This is a genomic window from Brachybacterium sp. GCM10030252, assembly GCF_042666535.1.
Classification (GTDB): Bacteria; Actinomycetota; Actinomycetes; order Actinomycetales; family Dermabacteraceae; genus Brachybacterium.
Window position 1 is genome coordinate 227,060 of record NZ_JBHTDM010000007.1, and the last position, 23,605, is coordinate 250,664.

Below are 23,605 nucleotides of genomic sequence, written 5' to 3' on the forward strand. Positions count from 1 at the left end.
GGACCGCAGCGGCTTCGACCAGTCGGTCGATCACGGATCGGCCCCGCGGCCGGTCCGCGCGCCGGCGTCAGTCCTCGCTCGGTGCGGACCCCTCGACCGTGCCGCCGGCCGCGTCGCCGTCGGCCGCGGCGCTCTCGTCGTCGGTGGGGTCCTCGAGACCTCCCACGCCCGCCTGGCGGTACAGCGCGATGAACTCGCGCGCCGTGTCAGGGCCGATCATCAGCCGCAGCACCGGGGAGACCTCGTAGTCGTCGCCCTGCTCGTCGAGCAGCCCGGCGCGCTGGATCTTGGCGATCGAGGCGCGGACGTCCTTGGCGAAGCCGGCCTCGTCGGTCGAGGTGGTGCGTCGATAGGCGGCCAGCGCCTGCTGGATCTCGGCCTCGGAGACCACGGTGCGCTGTCCGCGCGAGGACTGGGTCAGCAGCATCTGGCGCAGGACCAGCAGAAGGACGGAGTCCAGACGGTTCAGGCCCGTCAGCCGGCGCAGCAGTTTGGGGGCGTCGGGATCGTCCTCGCTCTGGCGCACGAAGGCGACCTGGGCGTCGTCGTCGACGACGAGCTCGAGGAACAGATCGGCCAGCCGCGCCTCGAGCGCGGTGCGGTCGCGCAGCAGCTGCGCGTAGCGGGCGGGATCGCGGCGGCCGTCGAGATAGGGGCCCTGCAGGAGATGGACGAGCACTCGTCGCGACTCGTCCACGAGCGCGGCGCCGGGGACGGAGGGAGCGCCCTCGCCGTCGTCCTCCCGGGACTCGTCGGCCGGGGTGCTGAGTGCTGAGCTGATCACGGGGACCTACCTTACCGACGCCGGCACGATCCGCCGCGAACCCGCCGTGCCAGGGGCCTGCGGTGCCGGCCGGCTCTGTGCATCCGGGCCCCGTATCTGGTGAAATCGTGACCGGGAACACGTTTCTCCCCGCCATCAAGGCGGCGGATCCGACGGCAAGGAGCCGATCATGAACAACCTGCCAGTCTCAGTGCCCGTGCTCATCGCGATCGCCGTCGCGGTGATCCTGGTGATCATCCTGCTGATCGTGCTGGGCACCGCCGCGTCACGGCGACGCCGCGCCAAGCAGCAGGAGGACGACCGTCAGCGGGCCGCACAGCTGCGGGAGGAGGCCGCACGCGAGGAGCAGGCGGTCCAGGAGCGGGACCTGCAGGCCCGGGAGCGGGAGATCGAGGCCGACCGGGCGCGTCTGGACGCGGAGAGGAAGGCCAAGGCGGTCGAGCAGGAGAAAGCCGCTGCCGAGCGTCGTCGCGCCGAGGCGGAGAGGGAGCGCGAGGAGGTCGAGTCCTCCCGCGACTCGGTCCAGGAGCGCCTGGCCGAGGCGGACCGCCTGGACCCCGACGCCTCGCAGGGCGCTCAGGACGCTCAGGGCTCGCGGGACTCCGCCCCGTCGTCGTTCCCACAGGACGGCGAGGACGGCGGCTCGCCCCGCAGCGAGGCGGACGGGGATCGCTGGCGCGACGGCGAGTCGGAGGACCTGGACCGGCGCCGCAGCTCGACCGATCCGGCGGTGGCCGACGCCGCCCGGGTCGGCGGTGTGGGGGCGGGCGCGACGGCCGGCTCTCCCGGCCGCGGGGAACCCGGCCAGCCGGTTCACCGGGACGATCCTGCGACCTCGAGCTTCTCCCAGGAGCGCGCTCGCGCCGACGGGACCGCTCCGGAAGACGAGCGGACAGAGCCGACCGAGCGGACCGAGCGGACAGAGGATCCTTTCGGGCACGGCCGCCATGCTGCGAGGACGCCCGACGGCACGACGCCGTCCGGGAGCGGCCCGGCACCGGTCCGTCCGGCCCAGGACGGCCCCGAATCCACGGAGGACGCCACCTACCAGTACGGAGCTCAGCCGGCCGAGTACCGACGGGGGGCCGACGGACAGCTCTCGCACGTCGAGACCGGTGACGGCGGCCAGCCCACGTGGGTCGGGCCCGCTGCGCAGCATGATCCCGCAGCGCAGCACGATCCCGCTGGGCAGAACGATCCCGCCCAGCAGGACGGCCCGGGGACCGAGTCGGTCCGCCCACCCGAGCAGCCCGCGCCCGGCGAGCCCGGCCCCGAGGAGGAGGGCGGACGGCCACCGCGAGCACCCGAGTACGGGGCACCGGAGGACGGCACGGGACCTGAAACGCGCCGCTGACGCGGCGTCGGCGAGGACGCCGGCGGCAGAGGCGGCGCCCTCGCGCCGGGCCCCGGCCGCGGCCTCAGCCCGCGAGCGAGGTGACGACGTCCTCGCGGGCCGTCCAGGCCGGGGCGGCTTCCAGCAGAGCGGCATGCCGCTCGAGCCTCTCCCTGGTGAGGGCGTCGGCCGGAGACATCACCACCAGGCGCGCCCCGCTGCGCCGATCGATCCACAGGCTCTGGAAGTGCACGGTCAGCAAGCCCGCCCTGGGTGAGGCGTACACCCGTCGGCGGGGACGCTCGTCCGCCACCTCGTGGTGCTCCCACAGGCGCCGGAAGTCCTCGGACTTCTCGCGCAGCCGCTCGACGAGGGTGCTCCAGCGCGGGTCGTCGTGGTGCTCGGCCAGATGCGCCCGCAACCGCCCGACGATCTCCGGCAGCACGCGCTCCTCCTCCACGAGGCTTCCCCGCCAGACGGGGTCGGTGAACATCAGCCAGGCGCAGTTGCGCTCTTCGACCGGGTACGCATCCAGATCGCTGAACAGGTACCGGTAGCTGCGGTTGGTGGCGACGATCTCGTAGGCGTCGTCCTGGATCGCGGCCGGGAACGGCAGCAGCTGCTCGAGCACGGCGATCTGCTCGGGCCCCACCGTGATCGGCGGTGCGCGGTGGACCGGGGCCCGGTCGGCCAGGACCAGCATGTGACGCCGCTCGGCCTCGGTCAGGTCCAGCACCCTGGCGACGGCCTCCAGCACCTGGTCGGAGACTCCGGCCGCGCGCCCCTGTTCGAGCCAGGTGTACCAGGTGGTCCCGATGCCGGCGAGCTGGGCCACCTCCTCGCGGCGCAGGCCGGGCGTGCGCCGGCGGCCCAGGGCCGGCAGCCCCGCCTGCTGGGGGCTGACCTTCTCGCGCCGGGCGCGCAGGAACGCGCCGAGCTCCTTGCGTCGTCCGTCGGAGGGGTCCATGAGCTCCAGTGTGCGCCGCGTCGCGCCGGCTAGCCAGGTGGTGGCGGTACCAGTATGAATGGACTCCTGGTCACAGGATCAGGATCTCGTGAAGGTGTACTCCATGACCGTCTCCTCCTCCCCCGCTCGCCTCGCGCCGTCCACGCCTCAGGAACTGACCTCACGCGGCCTGGCCGTGCTGCTGATCGCCTACATGCCGGTGAACTTCACCTTCGGGTCGCTGAACGTGCTGGCCGATGCGATCGGGTCCGATCTCGGTGTCGGGGGCGCCGGGCAGCAGCTGGTGCTCGCGGCGTACACCACCACCTTCGCGGCCACGCTGGTGATCGCCGGGCGCCTCGGGGACCGCTGGGGCCGGCGGCGCCTGCTCCTGATCGGCGCCCTGGCCATGGCGGCGCTGAGCTGTGCTGCGGCCGTCGTCCCGGATCTGGTCTCGACCGTGGTGCTGCGGGTGGCCCTCGGGATCGCCGCCGGCCTGCTGACCCCGCAGGTGCTGTCGACGATCCAGTCCACCTCGACCGGGGCCATGCGCACCCGTGGGGTGATGATCTTCGCCGCGATGGCGGGGGTGAGCACGGTGCTGGGACAGCTCGTCTCGGGCGTCGTGGCGACCACGCTGCCCGAGCACCTGGGATGGCGCGCGGTGCAGGTGCTGACCGGGCTCATCGCGCTGGTCGGCGTGCTGGGGCTGCGCTGGGTGCCGCGCTCGCGGTCCTCGGCCCCGCTGGCGATGGATGCCACCGGAGCCTTCCTGCTCGGCGCGAGCCTGCTGCTGATCGTGGTGCCGCTGACCATCGGTCGCTCCGCCGGGTGGCCGCTGTGGGCGTTCCTGGCCTTCGGCGCAGGGATCGTGCTGCTGGCGCTGTTCTGGACACAGCAGCGGCGCGCGGAGCGTTCCGGGATCATGCCCGTGGTGCCGCCGTCGGTGCTGGGGATCACGGTGGTGCGGCGCGGACTGCTGATGGCGCTGCTGTTCTTCACCACCTACGGGGCGTTCCTGTACGAGCTCTCCTCGCTGGCCCAGACCCGCTACGGCATGGGGCCGCTGGGGCCCGCTCTGCTGGTGCTCGGCTTCGGGATCACGTTCGTGGCGACCTCGGTGGCGCTGCCCCGCCTGGTGCCCGGCGCCGGGCAGCGCACCATGCTGCGGGCGGCGATGGCCCAGACGGTGATCCTGCTGCTGATCGCCGTGCTGGCGGGCACGGGGCACGACGACCTGGCCTCGCTGCAGTGGGCGCTGATCCCGCTGGGCGTCGCGCAGGCGTGCATGTACGGGCCCGTGCTGCACACGGTGCTCTCCCGGGCCCCGCAGTGGGCGGCGGGGGTCGCCAGCGGGCTGTTCACCACCTGCCAGCAGCTGGGGCTCAGCCTCGGCGTCGCGCTGCTGGGCGGGCTGTTCTGGTCGCTCGCCGGATCCGCCGGCGACGCCGCCCGGATGGACCGCTCCCTGATGGTGGTCTTCTGCGTGCACGCGGTCTGTGCGGTGGCGTTCGCGCTGCTGGCCCGCTCCCTGGCCGCGCATCGCGCGGAGGACGCGGCCGCCTGAGGACGACTGGCAGGCCGAGATCGGAGAGAGTCCGGGAACACCGGCGGCCCGGGACCTCCTCGCGGAGGGTTCCCGGCCCGCCGTCCTCAGGCACGCATCGTCATGGCGCCGCCGTCATGGCGCCACTGGACGCTGAGGCATCCTGCTGCGCGCTCAGGCTCCCTTGCGCACGGTGATGGACCAGCCGGCGTCGCCGACGCGGTCGAAGGCGACCACCTCGTGGCCGGACTCCGAGGCCCACTGCGGCAGGGAGTCGGTGGCCTGGGTGCAGTCGAAGCCGATCACGAGGTCGTCGCCGGTGGTCAGCTGCTGCATGGCGTTCTTGGCGTCGATCAGGGGGAAGGGGCAGACGTCGCCGCCGGTCTCGAGGGTGTAGGTGGCCATGGGGCGCTTCCTTTCGTCGGGGTGGTTCGTCGGTCGGTCGACGAAGCGGGAGTAGTGCGGGAGGGGTGGCGAGGGGCAGGGCCGCGCCGCTCAGGCGGCGGGAGTGAGCACCGGCGCGGGACGGCTCGCGGCGGCGGCCTTCTGGGGCCGCACGATGAAGAACCAGGCGGCAGCCCAGGTGCCGATCACCATCGCGGCCAGCGAGACCCAGCCCTGGTAGCTGAACAGGCTGGTCTCGACCAGGGCGTTGCCGATGGTGCAGCCGCCGGCGAGCGCGGCCCCGATGCCCATGGCGACGCCGCCTCCGGCGCTGCGCAGCATGGTGGGGGCATCGGGCACCCGCCAGCGGAACTCGCCGGAGAGCCGGGCGGCGAGGAAGGAGCCGACCAGGATGCCCAGGACGAGCATCACCGACCAGTCCACGAGGGTGATGTCGCCGGTGGTCAGGAAGGTGACGATCTTGGCCGAGGGGGTGGTGATGCCCAACCCGCCGTTGCGGCCGGAGGCCGTCGAGAGCACCCAGGCGGCGATCGCGATGAGCCCGAGCAGCACGGCCCCGACCCAGGGCGTCCAGGGGACGTCGGCGAGGTAGTGGCCGATGCCCGTGCGGCGCGCGGGCAGGGACGCGGCCTTGGCGCGGCCGGCGCTGCGGCGCACCTGGCGCACGACGAGCACGCCGACGAGTCCGGCGAAGACGATCGTGGGGACCCACATGCTCACGCCCAGGGTCTCCTGGATGGTGGCGTCGCCCAGTGCGGGCGCGCGGGCGGCCTCGGTGAAGCCGCCCAGCGGGCCGAACTTCATGACGGCGGCAGAGAGGGCGTAGAAGATCAGCGCCACCCACGATCCGAGCAGCCCCTCGCCGGCGCGGTAGTAGGTGCCGGTCGCGCAGCCGCCGGCCATGACGATGCCGATGCCGAAGATGAGGCCGCCGCCGATGACGGCCAGCGGCGCGAAGGTGGAGGGCTCCGGCGCGATGACGCCGGCGCCGGTGAGCGCGGCGACGCCGACGGCCTGGATGGCGATGGCGAGCAGGAACGGGATGAAGTAGCGCGCCGAGCGGGCCATGTACAGGTCGCGGAACGCGCCGGTGACGCAGAACCGGGACCGCTGCAGGACGTAGCCGAGCGCGGCGCCGAGGAGGAGGCCGGTGAGGATCATGCCCAGCAGGCTAACTAATGAGTCCCATAAGCAGAACCCCTGTCCGGTCAATGGCGAGGTGCGTCACGGCCCGTGCGTGGCACACTGACGCGCATGTCCACCGATCGCTCGCGGACCCGCATGGACGACGTCACCGTCGAGCGCGTGCTGCGCGTGGTGGAGGCGATCCCGCCGGGCCGGGTGGCCGCCTACGGCGAGGTGGGGGCGATTGCCGGCGTCGGCCCCCGGCTCGTCGGCCGGATCATGCGCACGTGGGGCTCGGGGGTTCCGTGGTGGCGGGTCACCAATGCCTCCGGCGACCATCCGCTGCTCGCCCGGGCGCTCCCGCACTGGGAGACCGAGGGCATCGAGGTCAAGCCCAACGGTCGCGGCTGCCGGATGGCGCAGTTCGGTGCGGATCTCGAGGAGCTGCGCGCTGCGGCGCGGGAACCGCTGGCAGAGCTCGGCGGGCTCTCGGGCTGACGGCAGCCGCAGCGGCACTCACCTATCCGCGCTCACTCCACCGGCACGTCGTCGAGGAAGTAGAACGAGGGGACCTTCGCGGCGTAGTCGTTGCCGTCCAGCTCCCGCCAGGTGACGATCTCCGTGGAGCCCTCGCGCTCCTGGGCGTGCTGGGTGGCCAGGAACATCAGCCCGATCACGCTGGCCAGACCCTGCTGGGCGGGTCGTTCGCGCAGCACGTCGGCGATGGAGGCCTGGCCGCTGCGCCCGCGCACATCGTTGACGTGGTCGGTCAGGCCCACGATGTCGATGTCGTTGGTGCGCACGAGATCCTGCAGCACGTCGATGCTGAGGGTGGTGGCGTCGTGCACCTCCGCCTCGGCCGGCGCCCCGGGGTCGGTGGGGTCCTTCAGACGGTGCTGCGCGACCGAGGAGAGCTGGACCCGGGAGAGATCCAGGCCCATCGGGAACGGCGCCCGCGTGGAGATCTCGTCCTTCTGGGCCAGCGCCACGCCCTGCGCCTCCTGCAGCGCCTCCAGCAGCACGCGGTGCTGACGGAAGTCCTGGGAGCGCACGAACCGCGCGAGCGAGCGGTACAGCTCGGTCTTGACGTCCAGGACCTCCTGCGCCGGCTCGTAGAGATCGCTGAAGACGTTGGCCAGGCGCTCGCGCTCGCTGCGGCTGAGGGCATGGGCGAAGTCGCGCTCCAGCAGCCGGTCCACCAGCTCCTGCGCGGTGCGGGTCTGGACCGGATCGTTGAGCATGCGGAAGAAGGCCGTGAAAGTGCGGCCGACGGTGGACTGGCCCAGCAGGTCATCGCCCGCCAGCAGCTGCTCGAGGATCTCCCCGCGCGAGGACTCGGGCGAGAGGATCTGCTCGCGCAGGTGGAGGTCCACGGCGCGCAGGTCCTCGCGGTACTGGAGGAAGTCGCCGGAGAGCTCGGAGGCGATCTGGAGGATGTCCCGCAGCCGGTCCACGGAGTGCTCGGCGCTGGGCAGCATGAGCTCGCCCTCGGCCAGGTCCCGGATCTCCGCCTCGATCCGCTCGCGCCGGCGCTGCAGGTCGGCCAGGCGCACGTCGCGGTCGGTCTCGGTCTCCTGGGCGAGGCGCTCGAACTGCTGGACCACCAGCTGCAGGCGCGACTCGGTGGTGGTGGGCCGGTGCTCCTCCAGGGAGGCGATGAACTGGATGGCGTCGATCGTCGCCGGGGACGGCTCGAACGTGGTCTCGGTCAGCTGCGGGTCATCACGCCGGGTCAGGTAGCCCTCGCGCACCCAGCCGTCCACGTACTCCGCGGCGCTGCGGCCGCTGCGGCCCTCCCCCGCCTCAACCTCGTCCTCGGCGGCTCCGGAGAGCTCACGGTGGTCGTCGTCGTGCAGCAGCTCGAGGTGGGCCCCGACGCGCGCGATCAGCTCGCTGCGCGGCAGCCGGCGGTCGCCGGCGGGGAAGACGGACTGGAGGATGGCCAGGACGGCGGGGGCCTTGGTCGCGGCGAGCAGGCGCCAGGTGCTGGCCCGCCGCAGCTGCTCGTAGGCCTCCTTGCGCGCGGACACGGCGTCGCTGCGGCGGTCGGTCCACCGGTTCGGCTCGGTCGTGGTCACGAGGGGGGAGTCTACTTCCGGATCGGCCCGACGGGGCACGGCAGGCGTCAGCGCCGGATGCAGCCGCCCGGGGCGACGTGCCACCATGGCGGCCGGGTCAGACGGGTTCGTAGTCCTCGACGATGCGCACGCTGTCGATCAGCCAGTCACCGTCCTGGCGGACCAGGTCGAACTCGGCCACGCCGCTGATCCGCGTGCCCTCCTGGTCGGTGAACTCCTCGTAGGCCTGGACCGTCTCGTAGGCCTGGACCGTCGCGGCGTCGCCGTCGACGGTGACATCGCGGATCTCGATCTCGTCCTCGGAGACGTCGCGGGGGTGTTCCGCTTCGACGTCCTCGCACGTGACGCCGTTCTCCTCGCGGTAGCCATCCGTGACCGAGTCCAGATAGCCCTGGCAGTCGCGGGTCTCCCACGCCTCATAGTAGTTCTCGACCGTCTCCTGCGGGGTCGCGCGCAGCAGCAGGGCCCACACCAGCACGGCCGCGATGATCAGGGCGATGCCGGCGACTGCCAGCGCCGAGCAGCCGCCCACGATCCACCACACCCGTCGACGGCTGCCGCCTCGGCCACCGGCCGCCGGCACGGCCGGCCCACCCGGCGTCGCCGGCGGCGGGCCGTAGGGGCTCCCGGGCATCGTCATGCCTGGAGCGTACCGGCCGGGACGGGAGCGCACGTGGAGTTCGAGCCCCGCCGTGACGATCGATAGGCTGATCCCGGGTGCGGCCGCGCCCGGAATCATCATGCGAGGGAGAACCATGACTCAGGGGTACGGACCACAGGGGAACGACTGGCAGCAGCCGGCCCAGCCACCGGGACAGCAGCCGCCGTGGGGCCAGCCCTCACCCGCCTCCCAGCCGCAGAATTCCCAGCAGCCCCAGTGGGGTCAGCCCACGCCGGCCCCTGAGCCGCAGCCGGGCCAGGAGCAGCCCGGCCAGCAGCCGCCCTCCTGGAGCCAGGCGCCCAGCGCCTTCGGCTCCCCGGCCGGGGGCTACCCGGGCGGGGCCGGCTCCGGCGGGCCGTCGGCAAGCGCCGCGTCCGATCCCGGCAAGCGCGACCTGGCCACGAAGATCGGTCTGGGGATGGTCATCACTGCGGTGCTGGTCTTCCTGGTGCGTCTCGGGCTGCCGATCGGCACGTTCCTCGCCGGCGCCTCCGGCAGCATGGCGGCCACGAACCCCGATGACATCTCGGTCGCAGCGGGGCTGTCCGGGCTGGGGATGATCGTGGTGGCAGTGCTCAATCTGCTGCTCTCCCTCGTCCTGCTGGCACTGGCCATCGTGGCCGCCATCCAGTTCAGCGGCCGCGGCCGGATCGGCGCGATCGTCGTGATCGCGACCATCGTGCTGTCCGTCCCCCTCTCGTGGATCCTGGGCTTCATCGCCGGCTTCGTCGGTGCACTGATCAGCGGTGGCGACCTCACGGGCTCCGCCTACTACGCGATCGCCGGCACCGTCGAGGCGGTGCGGGTGCTGGTGGTCGGTGCCCTGCTGATCGCCGGTTCCGTCATCGTGCAGCGGTGGGGCAAGCAGAGCGCCTGAGCCCGTATCGGCCCCGGCGGCAGCATCAGGGCCCCAGCAGCAGGGTGCTGTCGCCGGTGGTCACGAGCGCGCGTCCCGCGCCGACAGGATGGATGGCGTCGACCTCCCGGTCCACCACCGATTCGTGGGTGACCTCGCCGGTGGCGGCGTCGAGGATCCGCAGCCGCTGCGCTCCGCGGGGGTCCAGCGCACGGGTCCGCTCGAGAGGGTCGAGCACCACTGCGGTGGACGCCTCGAGCGACCCGCGGACCCCGTCGCCCGTGGGTGAGGACGGCTGCGTCCACAGGTTCGTCCCGTCGGCGGTGTCGTAGGCCAGCAGCTGGCCCTGGTCGTTGGTGACGACCATCCGCGCGCCGTCGATGCCGATCCGGGTGGTGAAGGGCGCGACCTGCTCGAGCCCGTCGCCCCCGGGCGCGGTCCAGGCCGCGCGCTGCTGGGAGGCGACCAGTTCGCCGGCGACGTCGGATCCGTCCTCCGTTCCCGTGGCGATCACGCGACCCCGGTCCAGTCGCACGCGCCAGTCGCCGGCCGGTGACGGCTCGGATTCCCACAGCACCTCCCCGTCGCGGTATGCGGTCGCGGTCAGTGCACCGTCGTCCCCGGAGCAGACCGTCAGCACCACCGGCTCGGGCTCGACCAGCCCGTCCGCCGCGTCGGGCGCCGCGCCGGTCGCGGCGATCCGGCAGTCCGCCTCGGGTGCGGCGAGCACCTGGCCGACGGGGAACCCGGTCTCCGGGTCGAGCTGGACCCAGCCCTGCGCCGGATCGAAGCGCAGCGGCACCGCGGGGAGGATTCCCGTGGCCCGCACCGCATCGAGCAGGTCGGGGCTCTCGGAGGAGCGGGCGGCGACCTCCACGGCGGCGGGGTCGCTGCCGCGCGCCTCCCCCGACGCCGAGAGGGCCCACACGGCCTCGGCCGGGTCGTCGGCGGTCACGTCGTGGGCCTCGAGGTAACAGGCCGCCGCGACCCCGTCGCAGTAGCGCACCACCAGGAGGTCCCCGCTCAGCGCGAGGGGCGCACCGTCCACCGTGGCCTCCTCGACCGGCGGCGCATCGGCCGAGAGGGTGAGCACCCGCGTGGTCGTCCCGGTGGTGTGCACGAGGCGGCTGCCGTCGGCGCTGAGGGCGACGACGTCCTCCGGGGCCGCCTCCACGGTCTCGACCCGGGTGCCGCTGAGCAGCTCGGCGGTGCCCTCGGCCCGCCGCACCAGCACGGGCGCGTCGACGCCCGGGACCGAATGCACCCGGTCCCCCTCGGCGAGCGCGTCGATGCTCGCCGACGCGCGGGCCTCGAGTGATCCGACCCGGGTCGAGAGCACGGCCGGCACGGTGAGCGCGCCGGCCACCAGCACGGCCAGAGCTGCGGCGAGCAGCACGCGCGGACGACGCAGCCGGGGCAGACGCTCCGGTGACGGGAGAGGCACGGCGAAGACGGCGGCCGCCACCGCGGCGCCGGCCAGGACTCCTGCGGCCAGGCGCAGCGCCCCGACCAGGACATGGGCACCGAGAAGCGCACAGATCCCCGCGAGCGCCAGCAGCACCACCGCCACCCCGAGCGCGGTGGCGGCATCAGTGCCCTGCTCGTCGGGCGGCTCCGTCGCGGGCTGCCCGGCGAGCTGGGGGTGCTCCGGCTCGCCGGTCACGGGGCGCTCACCGCGGCGCCCCGTAGTAGGTGCCGGTGGTCTCCTCCCGCAGCGCCTCGAACTCGCCGTCGCGGAGGGAGGCGCGGATCCGGTCGACCAGGCGCACCACGAAACGCTCGTTGTGGATGGTGCACAGCGTCGCCGAGAGCATCTCCTTGGCGCGGAAGAGGTGGTGGATGTACGCGGCGGTGTAGTGGGTGCAGGTGTAGCAGTCGCAGGTCTCGTCGATCGGCGCGAACTGGCGGCGGTACCTCGAGCCCGTGAGGTTCACACGGCCGGTGGCGGTGTAGACGGCGCTGTTGCGCGCCACGCGCGAGGGCGAGACGCAGTCGAAGGTGTCGGCGCCCGCGGCGATCGCGACGAACAGGTCGTCGACCTCGCTGATGCCGAGCAGGTGGCGCGGCTTGTCCTCGGGCAGCTCGTCGGTGACCCAGCCGACGATGGTCGCGAGGTTCTCCTTCTCCAGCGCTCCGCCGATGCCGAAGCCGTCGAAGGACCAGCCCTCGACATCCATCGCGCCGAGGTCGCGGGCGGCCTGCCGCCGCAGGTCCTCGTACTGGGCGCCCTGGATGACGCCCCACAGCTGCTGGTAGGGCCGGTGTGTGCGCTCGGCAGTGAGACGGGCGTGCTCGGCGAGGCAGCGCAGCGCCCACAGCCGGGTTCGCTCCAGCGCCTGCTCCTGGTAGCGGCGGGAGTTCATCAGCGTGGTCAGTTCGTCGAAGGCGAACATGATGTCCGCCCCCAGGCCGTGCTGGATCTGCATGGAGATCTCGGGGGTGAATCGGTGCGTGTCGCCGTTGATGAAGGAGCGGAAGGTGACGCCGTCGTCGTCGACGTGGGCCAGACGCTCCTTCCCCGCCGCGACGTCGTCGTCCTCCCCCGACGCGGTCCGCGCCGTCTCGCCGCCGGAGAACTCGCTGGAGAGCACCTTCTTGAATCCGGCGCCGAGACTCATCACCTGGAACCCGCCGGAGTCGGTGTAGGTGGGTCCGGGCCAGTTCATGAAGGCGCCCAGGCCGCCGGCCTCGTCGATCAGCTCGTGGCCGGGCTGGAGGTAGAGGTGATAGGCGTTGGCCAGCAGCGCCTGCGCGCCGAGCTCGTCCATCGTCTCGGGCAGCACCGCCTTGACCGTCGCCTTGGTGCCGACGGGCACGAACGCGGGAGTCTCGATCGTGCCGTGCGGTGTCTCGAGCACGCCGGCACGCGCTGCACCCTCCGCGCGGGCGGTGATCTCGAAGTGCGTCTCGGCGGGAGCGGGAAGCTGTGCGGTCACCGGGACATGGTGCCACGGCGCCCCGGGCATCCCGGGGCCCGCTGCGGCGCCCGGCGCGGATCACGCCGGTGCGCACGCTCAGAAGCCGTCGCCGGATCGACTAGTATCCATCCGCAGCGATACGACGCCGGGACGGTCCGGGGCGGCCGGTCGGCACGCCACCGCGGAAGGGGATCACGATCAGCTCGCCCAGCGATCCCCCGACCCCGCGTCGCGGTGGCCGGCGAGCCCGCCCGCTGAGCGAGGAGGAGCTGGCCCGCCAGCGCGCGATCGCCGACGCACTGGCCGCCGAGGCCGCGGCGAAGGAGGCCGCGGCGAACGGCGACGGGCACCGGGGAGAGGAGCGGCCCGCCGCAGCCCCGGTCGATGATCTCGAGGACTGGCTCCAGGATCCGGCACCGACGTCGGCAGATCTCCCGTCGGCGGATCCCGCACCCGCCTCGGACCTCTCGGAGTGGACCACCGGCCCCCTGCCCTCGGAGACCTCCTCGCTGGAGGACTGGCTGCAGGGCCCCATCGAGCTGCACGCCGAGCGGGAGGCGGAGGACGCCTGGTCCACCGCGGGCTCGGTCTCCGGGACCTGGCAGCCCTACGGTCAGAGCGCCCGCTCGCGCACTCAGCAGGCAGGCCCCGCCGGTGCCGCCGCCCCCGCCCCGTCGGACGTCCCCTCGGCCCCGGCCGGCGCCGAGCCCACCCGGACCGGCGGGACCGAAGCCGGGGAACCCACCGAGACCCCGCGCTCGAGGCCCGCTTTCCGCCGTGAGCTGCACGGGCTGCGCGCGGTCGCCCTGGGTCTGGTCGCGATCTACCACATCTGGCTCGGCCGGGTCTCCGGCGGCGTCGACGTCTTCCTGTTCCTCTCGGCCTTCTTCCTCACCGGCACCTTCGTGCGCCGTCTCGAGAGCGGCCGGCCGCTGGCGATCCCGCGCTACTGGCTGCACACCTTCAAACGGCTGATGCCGCCCGCAGCGGTGACGATCCTGCTGACCCTCGGCGGCACCGCCGCCTTCCTGCCCTCCTCGCTGTGGCCGACGGTGATGCAGGAGGCCGTGGCCTCCGCGGCGTACGTGCAGAACGCGCTGCTGGTGTTCCTGCAGGTCGATTACCACGCCCGGGACGCGGGCGGGGCCTCGCCGCTGCAGCACTTCTGGTCCCTCAGCGTCCAGGGGCAGGCGTTCGTGGTGTGGCCGCTGCTGTTCCTGCTCGTGCTGCGCCGGGCACGGCGCGGCAGGCCCGTGCGCCGCCCGCTCGCGGCCGTGCTGCTGCTGATCGGCGCGGCCTCGCTGACCTGGTCGGTCCTGTCCACCCAGTCCCAGCAGCAGATCGCCTACTTCGACACCGCGGCGAGGCTGTGGGAGTTCGCCGCCGGGTCGCTGCTCGCCGTCGCGCTGCCGGCCCTGGATCGTGCCACCGGGGCGACGCGCCCCGAGGACGGGCAGTCCCCGCGCCTGGGCGCCCTGCGCGCGCTGGCCGGATGGGCGGGCATCGCGGGGCTGCTGGCCGTCGGCCTGGTGTTGGATGTCTCGACCATGTTCCCCGGCTGGATCGCGATCGTGCCGCTGGCCGCGGCGGCCGTCGTGGTGGTCGCCGGGTACTCCGGCCGGCGCTGGGGTGTGGATGCGCTGCTCTCCACACGCCCCGCCGCCTTCGTCGGCGACATCTCCTACGCGCTGTATCTCCTGCACTGGCCGGTGCTGGTGATGTGGCTGCACTACAGCGGTCAGGACCGCGCCGGGCTGCTGGACGGGCTCGCGGTCCTCGCCGGCGCGATCCTGCTCGCCTGGCTCGTGACCCGGATGGTCGATGCCCCGGTGCGCCGTTCACGGTGGCTCGAGGCGCGGCCGTGGCGGGCGCTGACCGCGGTCGCCGCCAGCTTCGCGCTGGTGCTCGCGGGCGCGGGCGGCTGGTGGCTGGTCCTCACCCGCGACCAGGCTCAAACGCCGGCCGCCTCCGATCCTGGCGTCGCCACCGATGAGGTGGCCAGCGAAGCCCCCCTCGAGGTACGACCCCAGGGCTGGCAGCTGGGTGGGCAGTGGCCCGATCTGCCGGAGCGCTGCGCGGGCCCCTGGGCCCCGTCGACGAACTTCCCACACGTCCATTGCCAGCAGTTGCTGCCCGGCGACGCCGCCGCGGAGGAAACCATCGTGGTGGTGGGCAGCTCCCACTCCCGCCAGTACATCCCGGCCCTGCTGCCCACCGCCGACGAGCGCGGTGCTCAGGTGGTCAACCTCTCCATGGACGGCTGTCAGTTCCTGGCCGGGGTGGAACGCGCCGCCTACTGCGACGGCTACGACGAGTACGTGCTCTCTTATCTCGATGCGGTCGAGCCGGACACGGTGCTGACGACGATGACACTCACCGACGCGGAGTCGAGCGCAGAGACCTTGCCTGAGGGCTCCGACACCGCGGTGCAGGCACTCCTGGACCGCGGGATCGACGTGATCGCCGCTCGCGACACGCCGCGATGGCCCCACGACCAGTACCAGTGCGCCGAGTCGGTGATCGAGGACGGTGGCACACCGGTGGAGGCCGACGAGGCGTGCGGTGCGGATGCCGACGAGAAACTCGCAGCCACCAATCCTGCCGCTCCGCTCGGGGACCTCACGGGTGTCGACGCGTCCGTGACCCTTCTGGACGTCTCCGACCGGATCTGTCCGGACGGGCGCTGCTCCCCCGTCCTGGGCGACGTCTACGTGTACATGGACGATGACCATCTCAGCCGGCTCTTCGTCGAGGAGACCCTGGCCCCCGTGGTGACACGCGAGCTGTCGAGCCGCACGACCTGAACGGATCCGGGCGCGACCCGGACTACGATGTGCCCGATCCGAGGGCATCTCCGTGCCCGGCCGTTCCAGGAAGCAGGTGCACCCGCGTGGAGTCTCTGGGGGTGCTCTGGACGGTTCTCGCCGCCCTCGGGGTGCTGGTCCTGCCGGGCCTGCCCGCTGTGCTGGCGCTGCGTCTGCGCCTGCTGACCGCTGCCGCCGCGGTCGCCCCATTCTCGTTGCTGCTGATCGCGATCGCGGCCGAACTGGGCCATGTGCTCGGCATCCCCTGGACCATCCTCTCTGCGCTCGTGCTCGGACTGCTCCTGGGCGCGGTTCTGCATCTCACCGCGAGACGCCGCCCCGCAGCGGCCGCGGAGACACCCCTAGACCCCGGCGATCGCACCGAGGTGCAGAAGTTCTTCGCGCGCCCCCGGGGCCGTGCGACCGCGATCCTGGCCGGCCTCGTGGTCGGCGGCGGCGTGATCGTGGCGCGAGCTCTGCACATGATGGGGTCGATCCAGGCCGTCAGCCAGACGTACGACGCCGTCTTCCACTACAACGCCGTCCGCCATGTCCTGCGCTCCCACGACGCCTCCGCCTGGGTGGTCGGCGGGATGACGGCGCTGCCCGGGGAGGGGGTGTACTACCCGGCGCTGTGGCATCAGGCCACGAGCCTGGCGGTGCAGCTGGCCGGGCAGAACGACATCATCCTCACCTCGAACGTGCTGATGCTGCTGCTCGGCGCCGTCGTGTGGCCGCTGGGTCTGGTCTCCCTGGTGCGAACCACCACGCGCACCGGGCCGCTCGGCTGGTGGCTGGCCGGCGGCCTCGCGGGCATCACCGGCGCGTTCCCCCTGTCGCTCATGTCATGGGGCCTGCTGGCGCCCTATCTGCTCTCGATCGCCCTGATCCCGGTGGTGGTCACCGCCGTCGCGCACCTGGTCGGCTTCGCCCCCGACGGTCCCCACCGGCTGCGACCCCTCCAGCTCGCACTGCTGCTTCCCGCTGCCTGCGGCGCCGTGGCGCTCGCCCACCCCCAGGGCGTGTTCGCCGGAATCGTGTTGTGCGTGCCGATCCTGCTCTGGGCGAGCGGAGTCCGGATCTCCGAGCTGGCGCGGCGAGTCCCCGGCGCCCTGGCGCGACTGTGGCCCGTCGCCGCGCTCACCGTGATCGCGACGACCGCCTCGCTCTGGCTGTGGACCGCCGCGCGTCCTCCCCAGAGCTCGTCCGTGTGGGAACCCAACGCCACGCTCCGGCAGGCCATCGGTCAGGTGGGCTCGCTGGCCCCGAACGCCAGCCCTACCTGGATCCCGCTCGGCGTCGTGATGCTGATCTGCCTGGTCGCCGTGCTGGTGAGGACCGACTCGCGGTGGATGGTGGCCTCGTGGCTGGCAGCGGGTGGCCTGTCGGTCGCCACCCGCGCCACCCCGACCGGGGACCTGCGCTACCTGCTCACGGGCAACTGGTACAGCGACAACTATCGCATCGTGGCCGTCTCCACCGTGGTGGCGATCCCACTGCTGGCCGTCGGCCTGGACGCGCTGGGCCGGTCGCTTGTTGCTCGCAGCCCCCGGCTGCGCACCGCCGCCGGCCCCGTCACCGCCGGCGCTCTCGCGGCCGCGCTGCTGGTACTGAGCCTGGTCTCGCCGAGCACCCGGGTCAACTCGATCTATCTCGCCGACAACTGGAAGTACCCCGTTCTGCTGAGCGACGACGAGCGCGAGCTCCTCGAGCAGGTGCCGGAGGTCGTCCCCGAGGACGCGGTGATCGCGACCAATGCGTGGAACGGCAGCGCGCTGGCGTACGCGATCTCGGACCGGCCGGTGCTGAACACCTTCATGGGGTTCGAGGCGGAGCCGGAGGTCCACCTGCTCAACGCCAAGCTGGACGAGGCACGGACCGATCCCGAGGTGTGCGATGCCGCCGACGAGCTCGACGTCGAGTACGCCCTGGATTTCGGGCCCCAGGAGCTCCACGGGCGCACCGCCACCTACACCGGCCTCAACGAGATCTCCGAGACCGGGGCGGCCGAGGAAGTGCTGCGCGTGGGTGACGCCGCCCTGCTGCGCATGCTCCCGTGCCGCGGCACCGATGGTTCAATGAACGAATGACCCCCTCCTCCCTCTCCTCCGTCGCCACGTCCCGGCCCGCCCGCGCCGCCGCCCTCGACCTCGGGGAGTTCGTCACCGCCTCCCCGTCCAGCTACCACGCCGCGGCGGAGGCGGCCCGCCGGCTCGAAGCGGGGGGCTTCACCCGCCTGGAGGAGACGGCCGCGTGGGGCGCCGAGGACGTGATCGGCGACCGCTACGTCATCCGTGACGGCTCGATCATCGCGTGGTCCGCGGCCGACGGCACCGACGCCGACACCCCGTGGCGGATCGTCGGCTCCCACACCGATTCCCCCGCGCTGAAGCTGAAGCCGGACCCGCAGCTGGGTGCCGAGCGTCTGGCCCAGGCCGGCGTGGAGGTCTACGGCGGCCCGCTGCTGAACTCGTGGCTGGACCGGGAGCTGCGACTGGCCGGGCGACTCGCCCTGGCCGACGGCTCCACCGTGCTCGTGCAGACCTCGCCCATCCTGCGGATTCCACAGCTGGCGGTGCACCTGGACCGTGCCGTGAACACCGACGGGCTCCGGCTCGACCCCCAGCGGCACATGCAGCCGATCCTCGGCCTGGGCCCGCTGAACGTGCTCGACGTGCTGCTCCAGCACGCACGGGCCGACGGCCATCGGCTCCACCTCGAGGACATCGTCGGCTTCGACGTGGTCACCGTGGACGCCCAGCCGCCCGCCCTGTTCGGCGCCCGCGAGGAGTTCCTCGCCTCGGCGAGGCTGGACAATCTCACCTCCGTGCACGCCGAGACGGAGGCCCTGCTCACCACCGCCCGGGAGCATCGGGGGTTCGCTGCGGACCACGAGGCGCCGATCGCGCTGATGGTCGCCAACGACCACGAGGAGGTCGGCTCCGCCAGCCGCTCCGGCGCCGCCGGCCCCTTCCTCGAGGACGTGCTGGTGCGCATGCACGCCGCCATCGGCGGGGACGAGGCCTCCCGTCGTCGCGCCTTCGCCTCCTCCATGGTGCTCTCGGCCGATGCCGGCCACGCCGCCCACCCCAACTACCCCGAGCGCCACGACCCCGTCTCCCGCCCGCGCCTGGGTGAGGGTCCGATCCTGAAGATCAACGCCCAGCAGCGGTACGCGACCGACGGCGTCGGCATCGCCGCCTTCGCCGCCGCCTGCTCGCACGCGGGGATCCCGTACCAGCAGTTCGTCTCGAACAACGCCATGCCGTGCGGCTCGACGATCGGCCCGATCACGGCCACCCGGCTGGGCATGACCACCGTCGACGTGGGCATCACCCTGCTGTCCATGCACTCCGCGAGGGAGATGTGCGCGAGCACCGACCCGCTGCTGCTGCAGCAGGCGTGCGCCGCGTTCCTGCGCGGCTGAGACCGCCCCTGCCCGATGACTGCACCTGCGATCACCAGCGCCTCCCGGGAGGCTCCCGCCGCCACCCACGCCGGCCGCTTCCGCCCGGAGCTGCACGGACTGCGCGGCCTCGCGATCGGCCTCGTCGTCCTCTACCACGTCTTCTTCGACCGGGTCTCCGGCGGGGTGGACGTGTTCCTCTTCCTCTCCGCGTTCCTGCTGGTGGGCACCTTCCTGCGCAAGGTGGACCGCGGTGAGCCCGCGCGCCCGGCGGCGTACTGGGCGCGCACGTTCAAGCGTCTGCTGCCGCCGACGGCGGTGGTCTCCCTGGCCACGCTCGGCGGCGTGTACCTCCTCCTGCCGCCGGAGCGCTGGATGCCGGCGCTCACCGACGCGATCGGCTCGCTGCTGCACGTGGAGAACTGGGTGCTGGTCCAGCGCGGGGTGGACTACTACGCGGCCGACGACTCCGGCAGCTCGCCCTTCCAGCACTTCTGGTCCCTGTCGATCCAGGGCCAGGTGTTCCTGCTGTGGCCGCTGCTGATCGCCGCGGCCGTGCTGGTCGCGCGCCGGCTGGGCCGCTCGCCGCGGACTGTGCTCGCCGTCGTGATCTCCCTCGTGCTGATGGCCTCCTTCGCCTGGTCGGTGCATTCCACGGCGACCCAGCAGGAGGTCGCATACTTCGATACCGCGGCGCGCCTGTGGGAGTTCGCCGCGGGGTCCCTGCTGGGTCTCGCCCTGCCGCAATGGGAGCAGTGGCGGGCACGACGCACGGCCCGCGGCTCCCACCGGGCCGGGGGCCCGGCGCCGGAGCGCACCACGGTGTGGGTGCTCGCCGGCTGGGTCGGGATCATCGCGCTGGTCGCCTGCGGCCTGCTGGTCGACGTGCAGGGGGCGTTCCCGGGCTGGATCGCCGCCTGGCCGCTGGCCGCCGCCGGGCTGGTCCTGGTCTCCGGAACCACCGGGCACCGGTTCGGCGTGGACCGCGTGCTCTCGACCCGGCCCGCCGCGTGGCTGGGAGACGTCTCCTACGGGCTCTACCTGGTGCACTGGCCGCTGCTGGCGCTGTACCTGGCGACGACCGGAAAGCCCCGCGCCGGGATCGCCGACGGGCTCGCGCTGATCCTCGCCTCGCTGCTGCTGGCCTGGCTGCTGACCCGTCTGGTCGACGCCCCGATCCGGCGCTGGCCCTGGGCCGGCGCCCGGCCGTGGCGCGCCGGGCTGGTCGCCGCGACCTGCCTGGTCCTCGGCCTCGCCCCGGTGGCCGGCGCCCAGCAGTACCTGCTGGGCCAGCAGCGCGAGGCGGAGGCCCGGGCCGTGGCGGACAATCCCGGTGCACGGGTGCTCGAGCCCGACTACACCCCGCATCCCGATGCGGACCCCGATGCCGAGGTTCTGCCCACGGCCGCCCTGGCGAGCAAGGACTGGGTCAGCGGTGAGGAGAAGTGCACCGGCGATCTGGCCCCTGCCGCCGGGGAGGCGGAGCAGCTCGATGCCGCCTGCCGCGTGGTCCCCGGTGATCCCGGCGAGCCCGTGCTCGTCTCCGTCGGGGACTCCCGGATGGAGCAGTTCTCCGCCTCCCTCATCGCGCTCGCCCAGAAGCACGGGTGGACGGTGGTGACGCTCTGGAAGGGCGGATGCACCTACGCCCCCTACACCTCCCTCTCCGCCGAGTGCGACGCCTTCGGGGACGCCGCCCACGAGTACCTCCTGCGCACGCAGCCCGAGGCAGTCGCCGCGGCCACCACCGCCTACGGCCGCGAGGGCAGCGAGAGCGTGCTCGAGGGCACCGATCGAGCCGTCTCGGAGCTCACCGGTGCGGGCAGCGCCGTGATCGCGGTGCGCGCCCTGCCGCGGCTGGAGATCGACCCGGCGGCGTGCGTCGCCGAGCACGGCGCCGATGCCTCAGAGTGCGCTCGCCCGCTGCCCGCACCGCTGGCCGAGGACCGTCCGGACGCCGCCCTTCTGGAGGCGGCCGGCGAGGAGGTCCACGCCGTGGATCCGAACCCGCTGGTCTGTCCCGAGCAGGTATGCACCCCGGTGGTCGGCAACGTGCTGGTCTCCCTGGACCGCGACCACCTCACGGGCACCTACGCGGAGTCCATGCAGACCGGCATCGACGCCCAGCTGCGGGACGCGGGCTTCTCATGGTGAGCGCACGAGAGCCGTCCCTGCCGCCCCGCCACCTGACGCGGGGTCGCCGTCGTGCCACCGCGGCCGCGGCGCCGGCTGCGGCGCCGGCCGCAGCACCGCCGCCGCCCACCGGCGGTCACCGCCCGGAGCTGCACGGGCTGCGCGGCCTCGCCATCGCCCTGGTGGTGCTCTACCACGTCTTCTTCGACCGGGTCTCCGGGGGCGTGGACGTCTTCCTGTTCATCTCGGCCTTCTTCCTGACCGGCACGTTCATGCGGCGCCTGGAGTCAGGGCGGCCGACGGCGCCGCTGGCCTACTGGGCGCGCACCTTCAAGCGGCTGCTGCCACCGGCCGCGGTGGTGATCCTGGCGACCCTCGCCGCCGTGCGGATCTTCCTGCCGGCCAGCACTTGGATGCCGGCGATCAACGACGCGATCGCCTCGATGCTGCAGGCGGAGAACTGGCTGCTGATCCACCGCGGCACGGACTACGAAGCCGCCGCCACGGTGGCCACCTCCCCGCTGCAGCATTTCTGGTCGCTGTCCATCCAGGGCCAGGTGTTCCTGCTGTGGCCGCTGCTGTTCGCCCTGTGCGCCGGGCTCGCCCGCGTTCTGCACCGCTCCCCGCGCACGGTGGTGGCCGTCCTGTTCGGGACCATCGCGCTGGGGTCGTTCGGATGGTCGCTGTACTCCACGGCCGTCCAGCAGCCCACGGCCTACTTCGACACCACCGCCCGCCTGTGGGAGTTCGCGGCCGGAGCGCTGCTCGCCCTGCTGCCCGCGGCCCGGGGCACAGGGAGCCTCGCCTCCGACCGGCCCACCCCCGCCAGCCGGCGCCGGCCTGCCCGGCTGTCCGTCCCCGCCCGGGTGGCGCTGGGCTGGGCCGGCCTGGCGGTGCTGATCTCCACCGGAGCCCTGATCGACGGCCGCTCGATGTTCCCGGGCTGGATCGCGGCCGTCCCCCTGCTCGGGGCGTCCGGCGTGTTCCTGGCGGGCGTCAGCGGCTCCCGGTTCGGAGCGGACCGCGTGCTGACCTCCCCTCCTTTCCGATTCCTCGGCGACGTCAGCTACGGGCTCTACCTCATCCACTGGCCCATCCTCGCGATCGCCCTCGCGGCCACCGGGCGGGAGCACGCCGGATTCGTGCTCGGTCCCACCATCATCGCGGCCAGCCTGATCCTCGCCTACGGCCTGACCCGGCTGGTGGACTGGCCGATCCGGGGCTGGCGGTGGGCGAACCTCAGCCCGCTGCGCTCCGGCGGGATCGCCGTGACGGTGCTGGTGCTGGGCCTCGCGCCCAGCGTCGGCGCCCACGTCGCGCTCGAGCGCGCCGCGGATGAGGCCGAGCGACGCGCCGTGGCCGACAACCCCGGCGGGAGGGTGCTCGAGCCCGGCTACGAGCAGCATCCCGACGCAGACCCCGACGCGGCTCCCCTGCCGTCGGCCGCGACGCTGAAGCAGGACTGGGAGCACCTGGAAGAAGGATGCTCGGGGCGGTTCGCCCCGGCGGACGACGCGGTCGCGGAGAGCTGCCGGATGACCGCCGGCCCCGAGGACGGCCCGGTGATCGTGGCGGTCGGCAACTCGCGGCTCGCCCAGCATGCGGTCTCGCTCTCGGAGCCTGCGCGCGAGAACGGGTGGCGCCTGATCATCCTGCGCCGGCCCAGCTGCATCTTCACCCCGGGCATCGAGTCCTACAAGGGTCCCGACTGCGATGCGCACAACCTCGCCGCGATGGACTACATCCGCGAGCTCCAGCCGGAGGCGGTCGCCGTCGCCACCACGACCGTCCCGCACGAGGGCCCCGAGGTCGTCACCCCGGTGGTCGAGGACACCGTGCCGCAGCTGCTGGACGAGGGCTTCGACGTGATCGCCCTGCGCGATGGGGCGCGACTGGAGGAGGATCCCGTGGCGTGCCTGGAGGCCGGTGGCAGCGAGGAGGAGTGCACCCAGCAGCTCGATCCCGCCGAGATGCCGCCGGAGCGACCCGATGCTGCGGTGCTCGAGGAGCTCTCCGCTCGCGGCGATCTCTACCCGGTGGACGTCCAGCCGCTGATGTGTCCCGAGGGCAGCTGCCCTCCGCTGATCGGGAACATGCACGTGATGTTCGATGAGGACCACGCCACGGCGACCTACATGGCATCGCTCGGCGGTTCGGTCGACGCGCAGCTGCAGGAGGCCGGTTTCACCTGGTGACCGGATCGACCGGCGCACGGCGGGTCGGGGTCAGCCGCGCTGCGCGATCTCCTCGATCACGCTCGCCGCCCGACGCGCCCTCGCCACGGTCTCATGGTCCGGGCCGTGGACCCGCCTGGTGTCCTTGAAGAGCTGGTCGATCTGGTAGAGCGCGTCCTCGAGCTGCCCGGCCTCCGCGGTGGCCTCGGTCAGCTCGGCGCGCAGCTCGATCGCCTCCGGGCTGAGGGGGTCGCCGGATTCGAGCAGCTCGAGCAGGCGGAGAGTGGCGTCGTGGACGCGCTGCTGCGGTGTGCTCATCGGGACTCCTCGTGGGGCGTGGTCGGGCGCGGGCACGATCCTACGGCGCTGCGACCCCATCACCCACCACGCCCGTCGGCCACCGCACTGCCCGTCAGCCACCGCACGGCCCGTCGGG

18 protein-coding genes are annotated in these 23,605 nt (G+C 73.0%); 9 read left to right on the forward strand and 9 right to left on the reverse strand.

Annotation, left to right across the window (positions count from 1 at the left end):
- Window positions 1-67 precede the first annotated feature (67 nt).
- The gene (locus ACFQRJ_RS07390) at window positions 68-784 is read right to left on the reverse strand and encodes a DUF4194 domain-containing protein (protein WP_377018340.1); all 717 of its coding nucleotides are present in this window, start codon (window positions 782-784) and stop codon (window positions 68-70) included.
- 169 nt (window positions 785-953) lie between these two features.
- Here ACFQRJ_RS07390 and ACFQRJ_RS07395 point away from each other — a divergent pair, with 169 nt between their 5' ends.
- Window positions 954-2,138: a hypothetical protein gene (locus ACFQRJ_RS07395; RefSeq protein WP_377018341.1), complete on the forward strand. Its 1,185-nt coding sequence runs from the start codon at window positions 954-956 to the stop codon at window positions 2,136-2,138.
- A gap of 64 nt (window positions 2,139-2,202) precedes the next feature.
- Here the strand turns inward: ACFQRJ_RS07395 and ACFQRJ_RS07400 are convergent, their stop codons facing one another.
- Window positions 2,203-3,084: a helix-turn-helix transcriptional regulator gene (locus tag ACFQRJ_RS07400; RefSeq protein WP_377018342.1), complete on the reverse strand. Its 882-nt coding sequence runs from the start codon at window positions 3,082-3,084 to the stop codon at window positions 2,203-2,205.
- Window positions 3,085-3,187: 103 nt separating this feature from the next.
- Here ACFQRJ_RS07400 and ACFQRJ_RS07405 point away from each other — a divergent pair, with 103 nt between their 5' ends.
- The gene (locus ACFQRJ_RS07405) at window positions 3,188-4,630 is read left to right on the forward strand and encodes an MFS transporter (protein ID WP_377018343.1); all 1,443 of its coding nucleotides are present in this window, start codon (window positions 3,188-3,190) and stop codon (window positions 4,628-4,630) included.
- Between the two features lie 153 nt (window positions 4,631-4,783).
- Here ACFQRJ_RS07405 and ACFQRJ_RS07410 read toward each other — a convergent pair whose 3' ends face one another.
- Together ACFQRJ_RS07410 and ACFQRJ_RS07415 are read right to left on the reverse strand one after the other, a co-directional pair.
- On the reverse strand, window positions 4,784-5,014 hold the full coding sequence (locus ACFQRJ_RS07410; RefSeq protein ID WP_377018344.1) for a sulfurtransferase TusA family protein: 231 nt from the start codon (window positions 5,012-5,014) through the stop codon (window positions 4,784-4,786).
- 90 nt (window positions 5,015-5,104) lie between these two features.
- Window positions 5,105-6,175, reverse strand: coding sequence for a YeeE/YedE family protein (locus ACFQRJ_RS07415; RefSeq protein ID WP_377018345.1), 1,071 nt, complete (start codon window positions 6,173-6,175; stop codon window positions 5,105-5,107).
- A gap of 93 nt (window positions 6,176-6,268) precedes the next feature.
- Between ACFQRJ_RS07415 and ACFQRJ_RS07420 the strand changes: the two genes are divergently transcribed.
- Window positions 6,269-6,637: an MGMT family protein gene (locus tag ACFQRJ_RS07420; protein WP_377018346.1), complete on the forward strand. Its 369-nt coding sequence runs from the start codon at window positions 6,269-6,271 to the stop codon at window positions 6,635-6,637.
- A 32-nt stretch (window positions 6,638-6,669) separates the two neighbouring features.
- Here the strand turns inward: ACFQRJ_RS07420 and ACFQRJ_RS07425 are convergent, their stop codons facing one another.
- Window positions 6,670-8,217, reverse strand: coding sequence for a DUF3375 domain-containing protein (locus tag ACFQRJ_RS07425; protein WP_377018347.1), 1,548 nt, complete (start codon window positions 8,215-8,217; stop codon window positions 6,670-6,672).
- 97 nt (window positions 8,218-8,314) lie between these two features.
- Window positions 8,315-8,857, reverse strand: coding sequence for a nuclear transport factor 2 family protein (locus tag ACFQRJ_RS07430; RefSeq protein WP_377018348.1), 543 nt, complete (start codon window positions 8,855-8,857; stop codon window positions 8,315-8,317).
- A 115-nt stretch (window positions 8,858-8,972) separates the two neighbouring features.
- On the opposite strand from ACFQRJ_RS07430, the gene ACFQRJ_RS07435 reads away from it, so the two are divergent.
- The gene (locus ACFQRJ_RS07435) at window positions 8,973-9,755 is read left to right on the forward strand and encodes a hypothetical protein (RefSeq protein WP_377018349.1); all 783 of its coding nucleotides are present in this window, start codon (window positions 8,973-8,975) and stop codon (window positions 9,753-9,755) included.
- 25 nt (window positions 9,756-9,780) lie between these two features.
- On the opposite strand, the gene ACFQRJ_RS07440 is transcribed toward ACFQRJ_RS07435, so the two are convergent.
- Window positions 9,781-11,397: a PQQ-binding-like beta-propeller repeat protein gene (locus ACFQRJ_RS07440; protein WP_377018350.1), complete on the reverse strand. Its 1,617-nt coding sequence runs from the start codon at window positions 11,395-11,397 to the stop codon at window positions 9,781-9,783.
- A gap of 7 nt (window positions 11,398-11,404) precedes the next feature.
- Window positions 11,405-12,700: a tRNA guanosine(34) transglycosylase Tgt gene (gene tgt, locus ACFQRJ_RS07445; protein WP_377018351.1), complete on the reverse strand. Its 1,296-nt coding sequence runs from the start codon at window positions 12,698-12,700 to the stop codon at window positions 11,405-11,407.
- A 743-nt stretch (window positions 12,701-13,443) separates the two neighbouring features.
- On the opposite strand from tgt, the gene ACFQRJ_RS07450 reads away from it, so the two are divergent.
- The 5 genes from ACFQRJ_RS07450 to ACFQRJ_RS07470 all read left to right on the forward strand — a co-directional run bounded on the left by ACFQRJ_RS07450 (window position 13,444) and on the right by ACFQRJ_RS07470 (window position 23,190).
- Window positions 13,444-15,456, forward strand: a complete 2,013-nt coding sequence (locus ACFQRJ_RS07450; protein WP_377018431.1) for an acyltransferase family protein — start codon at window positions 13,444-13,446, stop codon at window positions 15,454-15,456.
- An 86-nt stretch (window positions 15,457-15,542) separates the two neighbouring features.
- Window positions 15,543-17,546: a DUF6541 family protein gene (locus tag ACFQRJ_RS07455; RefSeq protein WP_377018352.1), complete on the forward strand. Its 2,004-nt coding sequence runs from the start codon at window positions 15,543-15,545 to the stop codon at window positions 17,544-17,546.
- Entirely contained in the window at window positions 17,543-18,883 is a 1,341-nt protein-coding gene (locus tag ACFQRJ_RS07460) for a M18 family aminopeptidase (protein WP_377018353.1), read from the forward strand. Before ACFQRJ_RS07455 ends, ACFQRJ_RS07460 begins: the two co-directional genes overlap by 4 nt.
- Window positions 18,884-18,898: 15 nt before the next feature.
- The gene (locus ACFQRJ_RS07465; protein ID WP_377018354.1) at window positions 18,899-21,016 is read left to right on the forward strand and encodes an acyltransferase family protein; all 2,118 of its coding nucleotides are present in this window, start codon (window positions 18,899-18,901) and stop codon (window positions 21,014-21,016) included.
- Window positions 21,010-23,190, forward strand: coding sequence for an acyltransferase family protein (locus ACFQRJ_RS07470; protein WP_377018355.1), 2,181 nt, complete (start codon window positions 21,010-21,012; stop codon window positions 23,188-23,190). The genes ACFQRJ_RS07465 and ACFQRJ_RS07470 overlap by 7 nt, the downstream gene beginning before the upstream one ends.
- 30 nt (window positions 23,191-23,220) lie before the next feature.
- Here ACFQRJ_RS07470 and ACFQRJ_RS07475 read toward each other — a convergent pair whose 3' ends face one another.
- On the reverse strand, window positions 23,221-23,487 hold the full coding sequence (locus ACFQRJ_RS07475) for a hypothetical protein (RefSeq protein WP_377018356.1): 267 nt from the start codon (window positions 23,485-23,487) through the stop codon (window positions 23,221-23,223).
- Between the last annotated feature and the right edge of the window lie 118 nt (window positions 23,488-23,605).